The organism is Candidatus Nitrosopumilus salarius BD31 (assembly GCF_000242875.2).
Taxonomy (GTDB): domain Archaea; phylum Thermoproteota; class Nitrososphaeria; order Nitrososphaerales; family Nitrosopumilaceae; genus Nitrosopumilus; species Nitrosopumilus salarius.
Genome location: NZ_AEXL02000012.1, coordinates 1 through 1,785 on the forward strand (window position 1 = coordinate 1; position 1,785 = coordinate 1,785).

Here is a 1,785-nt window from a genome sequence, read left to right on the forward strand (position 1 = left end):
TTTACTTATGATTTTGTTTTCAGCGATACTTGGAAATTTTTGAACTAAAGTTAATATAATATGCGTCTTTTGAAAAATTATCTTGGTCAAGAATGATCCCTTTGCAAATGCAACAAAGCAAGTAAATGATGCTTGTGATATTCTTGGAATAAAAGATCCTGGATTGCGTGAATATCTTGCAATACCAAATAAAGTTTTGAGAGTAAAAATTCCAGTAAAAATGGATAATGGAAAAATTAGAATTTTCACAGGTTTCAGAAGTCAGCATAATAATGATAGAGGTCCATACAAAGGAGGTATCCGTTACTTTAACCCTGAAGGTGGTGTTGAATATATGGAACGCGAAGTAATGGCACTTTCATCTTGGATGACTTGGAAGTGTGCAATTGTTGATATTCCATTAGGTGGGGGAAAAGGTGGAGTTTATGTTAATCCTAAAACTGAAAAAATTAGTGACGCTGAACTAGAGAGACTGACAAGAGGATTTGCATTTAAAATCAATGAAATTATTGGTCCTGGAAAAGATATTCCTGCACCCGATGTTTACACAACAGGTAAAGAGATGACCCAAATCATGGACACATTCAACAAATTAAATGGTAACATATCTACACCTGGTGTTATTACTGGTAAGCCAATCTCAATGGGCGGTTCACTTGCAAGAAATGTTGCAACTGGATTGGGAGCAGCATACTGTGTAAGAGAGGCTGCAAAAGCATTGAAACTTAATCTTAAAACTGCCAAAGTTGTTTTGCAAGGATTTGGTAATGCATCTACCTATGCAGGAATCTACTTGGAAAAGATGGGAGCCAAAGTAATTGGCGCAAGTGATTCAAAAGGTTCTATCTTATTTGAAAAAGGAGCCAAAGTAAGTCAACTTATGGCTCATAAAGAAAAAACTGGTTCTGTTGTTGGATTCCCTGGAAGTAAAAAAGTCTCAACTGAAGAATTACTTACTGCTAAATGTGATGTTCTAGTTCCAGGCGCTCTTGAAAATCAAATTGATGCAAAAATTGCCAAGAATCTAAAATGTAAAATAATTGCAGAAGCTGCAAATGGTCCAACATTGCCAGAAGCTGATCCAATCATCTACCAAAAGAAAATTTTAGTAATTCCAGATATTTTAGCAAACTCTGGTGGTGTATGTATCTCATATCTTGAATGGGTACAAAATAACATGGGATACTACTGGTCATTTGACGAGGTAGCAAATAAGATGGAGAAAAATATTACTAAAGGATTCAAAGATGCATATGAAATGTCAAAGAAACATAAGGTTGACATGAGAAAGGCTACAATGGCTCTAGCAGTTTCAAGAGTTGTTGAGGCATTTAACCAAAAAGGCATCTGGCCATAATCTTAGATCAAAAAAGATTCGTAACTTACCAGTTGTTCAATGAACATTATTTTTCCTTTTGTAATAATGCGGAGTTTTCTTTTGAAAGAAAGATCCACTTTAGTTCTTCTTTGCAACAATTGAATTGTTTTTCCAGTTAATGTTCTACCTTTCCTATCTCTATCAAAAAGAATGATCAATCTTTGATAATTAACAACTGCGTCTGCAAAATTTATCATTCCGCCAAATCTGTGAAATTCTAGAATTTTTCCTTGGTATCCAAGTTTTCTTAATGCATTTGAATCTCTCTTTCCTTCAACTACAACTACGCTATTACTCATCGAGTTTAATTCAAAAATAAAATCTTTCAACTCTAATATTTCTTGTTCAGAAACTTGCATGTTGTTTAATTTGTTTTAACATATTAAGCACTTTTGTTAATTAACAAT

Annotated in this window: 2 protein-coding genes; one reads left to right on the forward strand and one right to left on the reverse strand. The window is 33.8% G+C overall.

Features of this window, described 5'->3' with window-relative positions:
• The first annotated feature begins 82 nt into the window (after positions 1-82).
• Entirely contained in the window at positions 83-1,357 is a 1,275-nt protein-coding gene (locus tag BD31_RS00265) for a Glu/Leu/Phe/Val family dehydrogenase (RefSeq protein WP_008296737.1), read from the forward strand.
• Positions 1,358-1,359: 2 nt separating this feature from the next.
• Here BD31_RS00265 and BD31_RS00270 read toward each other — a convergent pair whose 3' ends face one another.
• Complete coding sequence (locus BD31_RS00270; protein ID WP_008296735.1) at positions 1,360-1,737, reverse strand: toprim domain-containing protein; 378 nt, start codon at positions 1,735-1,737, stop codon at positions 1,360-1,362.
• Between the last annotated feature and the right edge of the window lie 48 nt (positions 1,738-1,785).